The organism is Mesorhizobium sp. M6A.T.Cr.TU.014.01.1.1, from assembly GCF_004022765.1.
In the GTDB taxonomy this organism is placed as follows: domain Bacteria; phylum Pseudomonadota; class Alphaproteobacteria; order Rhizobiales; family Rhizobiaceae; genus Mesorhizobium; species Mesorhizobium mediterraneum.
This window is the reverse complement of record NZ_RZPG01000013.1, coordinates 180573-188786: the sequence shown is the minus strand read 5'-3', so window position 1 is coordinate 188786 and position 8214 is coordinate 180573. Positions and strand designations below refer to the sequence as shown.

The window sequence follows — 8214 nt, the reverse complement described above, 5'->3', positions numbered from 1 at the left end:
GCATACTGGCCGCCTGCGCTTACAATCTGCGCACCATGATTGGCGTCCTCTATCCACCCGATGAGAGGCGGACATGAGGGAGGAGTGCGTCCACAATCCGGCAGGATGGCTGCCTAAACCGACAAAGGCCCCGCAAGGGCCGCGGAAAACCGCTCTGCCGGCCTTCAAAAAGGCCCTCACTGACCACCGAAATCCACTTCGCTCCCCGTGCAAAGCCCTCACACGGGGAGAAGGTGGAGAGGCGCTCGATCACCTTTTGTTCCGATTCTTCTTGGCGATTGCGCGCCGCCGCGCTACCTCTGGCGCGTGACAGAGCAGCCGCGCCTTGCCGAACAGAATGCCGCCGTGCACTTGCCCGAGCCATTCCTCAGATGGTTTTCGCAAAAGGGCTGGTCGCCGCGTGCCCATCAGATCGAATTGCTGGCGACTGCCCAAGCCGGGCAGTCGGTGCTGCTGATCGCACCGACCGGCGCCGGCAAGACGCTGGCAGGGTTCCTGCCGTCGCTGACCGAGTTGGCAGGTCGGCCAAGGAAGAAACCGGGGCAGGCGCGTCGCGGCATCCACACGCTCTACATCTCGCCGCTGAAGGCGCTGGCCGTCGACATCGAGCGCAATCTCGGCAAGCCGGTCGAAGAAATCGGTCTGCCTATCACGATCGAGACACGCACCGGCGACACGCCCGCCCACAAGCGCCAGCGGCAGAAGCTGGCGCCACCCGACATTCTCCTGACCACGCCCGAGCAACTGGCGTTGCTGATCGCGGCGCCCGACGCCAGGCGCTTCTTCGAGGACCTGCATTATGTCGTGCTCGACGAACTGCATTCGCTGGTGACGTCAAAACGCGGGCATCTCCTGTCGCTCGGTCTGGCCCGGCTGCGATCCTTTGTTCCGGGCTTGCAGACGATCGGCCTGTCCGCGACGGTGGCCGAGCCCGATGAATTGCGGCGCTGGCTGGTCAGCCAGAACCCACCCGGCGGCATGGCTGAGTTGATCGTCGTGACGGGCGGCGCCAAGCCCGAGATCTCCATTCTCGACTCGGAGGAGCGTGTGCCGTGGGCCGGACATTCGGCCCGCTACGCAACGCCGGAGATCTATAGCGAGATCAAGCGACACAAGACGACCCTGCTGTTTGTCAACACACGCAGCCAGGCCGAGCTGCTGTTCCAGGAGTTGTGGCGGGTCAATGAAGACACATTACCGATCGCCCTGCATCACGGCTCGCTCGATGTCGCCCAGCGCCGGCGCGTCGAAAAAGCCATGGGCGAGAATGCCTTGCGCGCCATCGTCGCCACTTCGACGCTCGACCTCGGCATCGACTGGGGCGATGTCGACCTGGTCGTCCATGTCGGCGCACCGAAGGGTGCGAGCCGGCTGGCGCAGCGCATCGGCCGCGCCAATCACCGCATGGATGAGCCGTCCAAGGCGATCCTGATTCCGGCCAACCGCTTTGAGGTGCTGGAATGCCGGGCGGCGCTCGACGCCAATTATCTCGGCGCCCAGGATACGCCGCCGCTGGTCAACGGCGGGCTCGACGTGCTGGCGCAGCATGTGCTTGGTTGCGCCTGCGGTGCGCCATTCCATGCCAATGCGCTTTTTGAGGAGGTAAGAGCAGCCGCGCCCTATGCCGAACTCGATCGGCCGACATTCGACCGCGTCATCGATTTCGTCGCCACCGGCGGCTATGCGCTGAAGAACTATGAGCGCTACGCCCGTATCCGCCTGAACAAGGACGGGCTGTGGCGCGTGTCCAATCCTCGGGTTGCTCAGCAGTATCGGTTGAATGTCGGCACCATCATCGAGGTGCCGGCGCTCAACGTGCGTTATATCAAGGCCGGCAGCAAGGGCTCTGCCTCGCGCGGCGGTCGCGTCCTCGGCAAGATCGAGGAGGCGTTCCTTGAAACGCTGACGCATGGCGACACGTTCATGTTTGCCGGCAAAGTACTGCGCTTCGAGGGCATCCGCGAGAATGAGTGCTTCGTATCGAATGCACCCGGCAGCGACGCCAAGGTGCCATATTATGGCGGCGGCAAATTCCCGCTTTCGACCTACCTCGCTGAGCAGGTCCGCATCATGCTGGATGACCCGCAGCGCTGGAAGAAGCTGCCGGAACAGGTGGCCGACTGGCTACGTTTCCAGGCCGACAAATCGGTACTGCCGAAACGCGATGACCTGCTGATCGAGACCTTTCCGCGCGGCAACCGGCACTACCTGGTGGCCTATCCGTTCGAGGGCAGGCTGGCCCACCAGACGCTCGGCATGCTGCTCACCCGCCGTCTCGACAGGGCGGGCGCCAGGCCGCTCGGCTTCGTCGCCACCGACTATGCACTTGCCATATGGTCGCTGGCCGATATGGGCAGGATGTTCCGGGCGAAGAAGCCTTCGCTCAGTGAACTTTTCGACCAAGACATGCTGGGCGACGATCTCGAAGCCTGGCTGGCCGGCAGCTGGCTCTTGAAGCGCACCTTCCGCAACTGCGCGCTGATCTCGGGGCTGATCGAAAAACGCCATCCGGGCCAGGAGAAAAGCGGCCGCCAGGTCACTGTGTCGACCGACCTCATTTACGACGTTCTGCGCAGCCATGAGCCGGACCACATCCTGCTGCAGGCGACGCGTGCCGATGCGGCCACCGGTCTGCTGGATGTCAGCAGACTTGCCGAGATGCTCTCGCGCATCCAGGGACGAATCGTGCATAAGAACCTCGAACAGATCTCGCCGCTCGCCGTGCCGATCATGCTCGAGATCGGCAAGATGCCGGTGCATGGCGAGGCCGATGATACACTGCTGATGGATGCGGCAACGCTGGTCGAGGAAGCCATGGGGACGAAATGACGCGCGCGCTGGCCATGCCTGCACCCCTGGCGGATGCCGATTTTATCGGTATCGCCGGCGAGCGCGCGATCTGCGATCGGCGCGGCGTGCTCTACTTCCCCGAGCTGAAATTGCTGGCGGTGTCGGATCTGCATCTGGAAAAGGGATCGTCGCTAGCACGGCGCGGTACGTTGATCCCGCCTTATGATACCGGTGCGACGTTGTTGCGGCTGCAGGCGGTGATATCAGACTACCAGCCCGCGATCGTCATCAGCCTCGGCGACAGCTTTCATGATGGCGGCGGCGCGTCGCGCATGCACTCAAGCTTTCGCGAGCGGCTGGAAGGACTGATGGCCGGCCGCGACTGGTTCTGGGTTGCCGGCAACCATGACCCGGACGCGCCGGCCGACTTGCCCGGCGAGACGGTGCGCGAGCTGGCCATAGGCTCTCTGCTGTTCCGGCATGAACCTTCGGCAGTGAGAGTGGAAGGCGAGATCGCCGGCCATCTGCATCCGTGTGCCCGCATCGTGCAGCGCGGCCGCTCGGTGCGGCGGCGCTGCTTTGCCGGCGATGGCGGCCGCATGATCATGCCGGCCTTCGGCGCCTATACCGGCTCGCTCAATGTGCTCGACCGCGCCTATGCCGGGCTGTTCCGCCGCGAAACGCTGATGGCCTATATGCTCGGCACGGAGCGCATCTTCGCGATTTCCCGCTCAATGCTGAGGCCCGGCTGAGACCGCTACCGGCCGTAGTACAAGGTGACGGTGTGCTTCGCCTCGGCGAAAAACAGCCAGCGTTCGACCAGCATGCCGGCGAATTGAGCGATTGCGGCGAGCGCCGACAGCACCGCCGCATAGGGCCATGGCAAGGCGAACGCGGCAATCAGCAGTAAGGCGGGCAGCGCGAAGGCCAGCACTTGTGTGATCTGACGCAGCCGCGCCTTGTGCTTGCGTGCGATGCGAAAGCCCATCTCCTTGAGCAGGTAATTCTCCTCGGTGTGCGGCCATTCCAGCGACCGCACCGTGCCGCCGACAAGTCCGGTCGCGGTGTTGGCATTGGTCGGGATTTCCAGCCTGTCATTGTATCGCCAGGTTGCCAGCTTCCAGCCCCAGCCGAGCACGGTCAGCAGCACGCAACCTGCCAGCACGATGATCGAGCCGATGGCGAAACCCTGCAGCAGCGCGTTGAGCAGCACGCTGCCGCTCATCGCCGAAAAGATCAAATAACCAGGCAGGGTGAAGCGGCTGTGCCATTGAGCGATCGGCTTGAGCGACGCATAGATCATGCCGGTGGTGCAGACGGTGACGACCGCGCCGATGGCAGCCAGCAGCCCAGCGACAGCCACCCAGCCGTTCGTACGGCCGAGGAACACCCACCCGATGGCGAAAAACCCCGCCGGTACGAAGGTCGCAACCGACGCGACGCCTTCGCGCGACAGCCATGAGCTGCGCCATTGCGAGAAGGCGCGCCAGGCGCGTTCGGGCCGGCCGAGATGGCCGGCCGATGACAGCAGGCCGGCCGAGATCAGACCGAGCGCCAGCCCCATGCTGACCAAACCGAGCCAGAAATTGGGCGGGACGAACCCCAGTCCGGCCAGCACGCCGAGCAGCGCGAGCAGGCCGTAGCCGGCGCCCGTGGCGGTGGTGAAAAAGACGACGGAGAAAGCTGGACGCATGAGGTCGGTTGCTGGTCAGTGCGAAAGCATGCGGTCGACCCAGCCAAGGAAACCGCCTTCGGCCCGCACCGGTTCGAGCGCCGGCGCCGGCACCGATGCGGCGCGTGTGGTGTGGGCGCGCGGCGGCAAATATTTGTTGGTCGGACGATAGCCGAGTTCGGGCATCAGGTCGACGCCGCCGCGCTCGGCCACCAGTTGCGAGATCGCCGACGCCGGGTCGCCGAGATCGCCGAAATGCCGCGCGCTGGTCGGGCAGGCGGCGACGCAGGCCGGCACGCGGTCTTCTTCGGCTAGATTGTCGTTGTAGATGCGGTCGACGCACAGCGTGCATTTCTTCATGACGCCGACGTCGGTGTCGAATTCGCGCGCGCCATAAGGGCAGGCCCAGCTGCATAATTTGCAGCCGATGCACTTGTCCTCGTCGACCAGCACGATGCCGTCCGAGGCCCGCTTGTAGGAGGCTCCGGTCGGGCAGACGGTGACGCAGGCCGGTGTCTCGCAATGCAGGCAGGAGCGTGGGAAATTGACCGTTCGCCCACCCATCTCGGTCATGTGCTCGTAGCTGTGCACGCGGTTGAACCAGACCCCGTCGGCGTCGCCGCCATAAGGATCGATGTCGGTCAGCGGCGCCATGTGGCCGCCGGTGTTCCATTCCTTGCAGGCGGTGACGCAGGCCTGACAGCCGACACAGGTGTCGAGATCGATGACGAGGCCGAGCTTCTTGTCGGTTTGGGCGGGAAGGCAGGTCATGATCTGGGAGCTTCTCTTTCCCGGCGAAACTCGGCGCCGAAACTTAGCTTGTCGGGCGAGGGTTCGAAATGCGGCGGTTGCCGGAACCGCTCGAACTGCGGCTCGGTGAAGCCGGCTTCCTCGGCCGCGCATTTGACGATGCGGACGCGCAGGTCGAACCAAGCCGCCTGGCCGGTCACTGGATCGGAATTCGAATAGCGCCTGCCATTGGCATCGGCAGAAGTCTGGTCGCCGATGATATGGTTGAGCAGGAAGCCACGATTGGATTCAGCGGCGTCGTCCTTCAGCCCCCAGCTGCCGCGCCGCTTGCCGATCGCGTTCCAGGTCCAGACCGTATCCGCGTTGACGCCGTCGACCAGCTTGATCTGTCCCTTGACCTTGCCGTTGATGCTCTCGATCCAAACCCAGTCGTCGTCGACAAGGCCGAGGCCGGCGGCGGTCCGGTTGTGCACGAACAGCCGGTTCTGGCTGGTGATCTGCCTGAGCCAAGCGTTCTGCGAGCCCCAGGAATGATACATGTGCATTGGCCGCTGCGTCAGCGCATGCAGCGGATAGATCTGCGTGTCGACAGCCGCTTCCTCGAAGGGCGCGTACCAGAACGGCAGCGGGTCCATATAGGTCTCGATGCGGCTGCGCTCCGTCTCCGGCGGCAGCACCCGCCCATGGCCGCGCGCGGCGAGGCGAAACCGCTGGATCGGTTCGCAATAGAGCTGGAAGACGATCGGCTCGGCTTTCGGGATGAAGCCCATGTTCTCGGCGAAGTCGAGATAGGAGCGGTTGGCCATCTTGTAGTAGCGCTGGTCGTCCGCAAAATCATGGTGCCAGAAGCCGCCATTGTCGATGTAGCGCTGCAGCTGGTCGGGATTGGCCTCGCCCTTGCCGGTCAAGGTTCCGTCCTTGCCGCGCCAGCCGGCGAGCGGGCCGATGCCCGGCGTGCGCTGGTGATTGACGATATAATCGGCGTAATCGCGGTATTTGGCCGAGCCGTCGTCATCGACGAAGCCGGGCAGGCCAAGCCGCGCGCCGAGCTCGATCAGCACCGTCTGGAACGGGCGGACGTCGCGGTCTGGCTCGACGACGGGATGGCGGATGGCGTCACCCGGCCCGTCGGCATGGCTGATTGGCCGGTCGAGCAGGCTGATGCAGTCATGCCTTTCGAGATACGTGGTGTCGGGAAGCACGAGATCGGCGAACGGCACGGTCTCGGAATAATAGGCGTCGGAATAGATGATGAAGGGGATCTTGTAGTTTCCGGCCTCGTCGCTGTCGGTCAGCATCGCCATCGTCTCGACGGTGTTCATCGACGAGTTCCAGGCCATGTTGGACATATACATCATCAGCGTGTCGATCTTGTAGGGATCTCCGGCCCAGGCGTTGCGGATGACCGAGTGCATAAGGCCGTGCGCGGCAAGCGGTGCATCCCAAGAATAGGCCTTGTCGATACGAACAGGCGTGCCTGCGTCATCGACCAGCAGATCGTCCGGTCCGCAGACGAAGCCGAGCGGCATGCCTTCAAGCGGCGTCATCGGCCTGACGTCCTTGCCCGCCGGCTTCGGCCCCGGCGGCGCCGACCGGGGATAGGGCGGCTTGAAGCGAAACCCGCCCGGAACGTCCACCGTGCCGAGAAGCACTTGGAGCAGGTGGATGGCGCGGCAGGTGTGAAACCCGTTCGAATGGGCCGAGATGCCGCGCATCGCATGCATCGACACCGGCCGGCCCTTGATCGTCTCGTGCCGGCGGCCGGCCCAGTCGGTCCACGCCACCGGCAGTTCGATTGCTTGCTCGAAGGCGACATGCGCCAGTTCGGCGGCGATCCGACGAATGGTGTCGCCTGAAACGCCGCAGCGTTCGGCAACCGCATCGGGAGAATAGCTCTCATGCAGATAGCGGTCGGCGATGAGCTGGAAGACCGGCACGCAGCGGCGGCCGTCGATCGTGAAGTTGCCGGTCAGCGCCGGCTTTGCATCGGCATCTGTGGCGTTGACGGGCGTCTTCGCTACCCTGTCCCAAGCCAGCGGATCGCCGTCGCTGTCGCGCGCGAAAAGCCCGTCATCGGCAGCACCCGGCTCCTGGATGATGAGGACATGGGCGTTGGTGTAACGCAGCAAATAATCGAGATCGACACGGCCAGCCTTCAGCAGTTCGTGGATGAGGGCAAACACGAACAGGCCGTCGGTGCCGGGCCGAATGCCGATCCAGTCATCGGCGATGGCGTTGTAGCCGGTGCGGCACGGATTGATCGAAACCACCTTGGCGCCGCGCGCCTTGAGCTTGCCGAGGCCGATCTTGATCGGATTGGAATCGTGGTCTTCGGCAACGCCGAACAGCATGAAGTATCTGGTGTTGTCCCAATCGGGCTCGCCAAACTCCCAGAACGAGCCGCCGATCGTATAGAGCCCGCCGGCCGCCATATTGACCGAGCAGAACCCGCCATGGGCGGCGAAATTCGGCGTGCCGTACTGGCTCGCCCACCAGCCGGTCAAGGATTGCGACTGGTCGCGCCCGGTGAAGAAGGCGAGTTTCTTCGGATCGGTCCGGCGGATTTTCGAAAGCCGTTCCGTCGCGATCGAGAACGCTTCCTCCCACTCGATCTCGCGAAACTCTCCCGAGCCACGCGGACCTGTACGCAGCAATGGCTTCTTCAACCGGGCCGGACTGTAGTGCTGCATGATGCCGGCGCTGCCCTTGCCGCACAGCACGCCGCGGTTAACGGGATGGTCCTTGTTGCCGTTGATGTAGCGGACCTTGCCGCCCTTGATGTGGACGTCGATGCCGCAGCGGCAGGCGCACATATAGCAAGTGGTCTTGGCGATGCTGTCGGAGACATCAGGCGAAGTGTCGACGCCATCGCCTTCGTCGGGCGCGCGCGTGTCGGCAAGCGGCCGTTGCGACGGTGCGGAATTGGCGCCGCGCGGCGGTCCGTTCGTCATGATCTACTTTTGCGGTCCGAGTGTTTGGCTCGCGTTTTTGGCCCGGGGCCG

5 protein-coding genes are annotated in these 8214 nt (G+C 64.2%); 2 read left to right on the top strand and 3 right to left on the bottom strand.

All coding sequences use genetic code 11. From position 1 onward, the window contains the following. Positions 1 to 306 precede the first annotated feature (306 nt). Positions 307 to 2829: a ligase-associated DNA damage response DEXH box helicase gene (locus EN885_RS16955; protein ID WP_126103723.1), complete on the top strand. Its 2523-nt coding sequence runs from the start codon at positions 307 to 309 to the stop codon at positions 2827 to 2829. Then, on the top strand, positions 2826 to 3542 hold the full coding sequence (gene pdeM, locus EN885_RS16950; RefSeq protein WP_126103722.1) for a ligase-associated DNA damage response endonuclease PdeM: 717 nt from the start codon (positions 2826 to 2828) through the stop codon (positions 3540 to 3542). Before EN885_RS16955 ends, pdeM begins: the two co-directional genes overlap by 4 nt. Positions 3543 to 3547: 5 nt before the next feature. On the opposite strand, the gene EN885_RS16945 is transcribed toward pdeM, so the two are convergent. From EN885_RS16945 to EN885_RS16935, 3 genes are read right to left on the bottom strand one after another with little or no spacing between them, the layout of a single operon-like run. Next, positions 3548 to 4483 carry a DmsC/YnfH family molybdoenzyme membrane anchor subunit gene (locus EN885_RS16945; protein WP_128242865.1) on the bottom strand — a complete coding sequence of 312 codons (936 nt, stop codon included), beginning with the start codon at positions 4481 to 4483 and terminating at the stop codon, positions 3548 to 3550. Positions 4484 to 4498: 15 nt separating this feature from the next. Continuing rightward, positions 4499 to 5233, bottom strand: a complete 735-nt coding sequence (locus tag EN885_RS16940) for a 4Fe-4S dicluster domain-containing protein (protein WP_128242864.1) — start codon at positions 5231 to 5233, stop codon at positions 4499 to 4501. Continuing rightward, a complete protein-coding gene (locus tag EN885_RS16935) occupies positions 5230 to 8163 on the bottom strand; it encodes a molybdopterin oxidoreductase family protein (protein ID WP_128242863.1) in 2934 nt (977 codons plus the stop codon). The genes EN885_RS16940 and EN885_RS16935 overlap by 4 nt, the downstream gene beginning before the upstream one ends. Positions 8164 to 8214 lie beyond the last annotated feature (51 nt).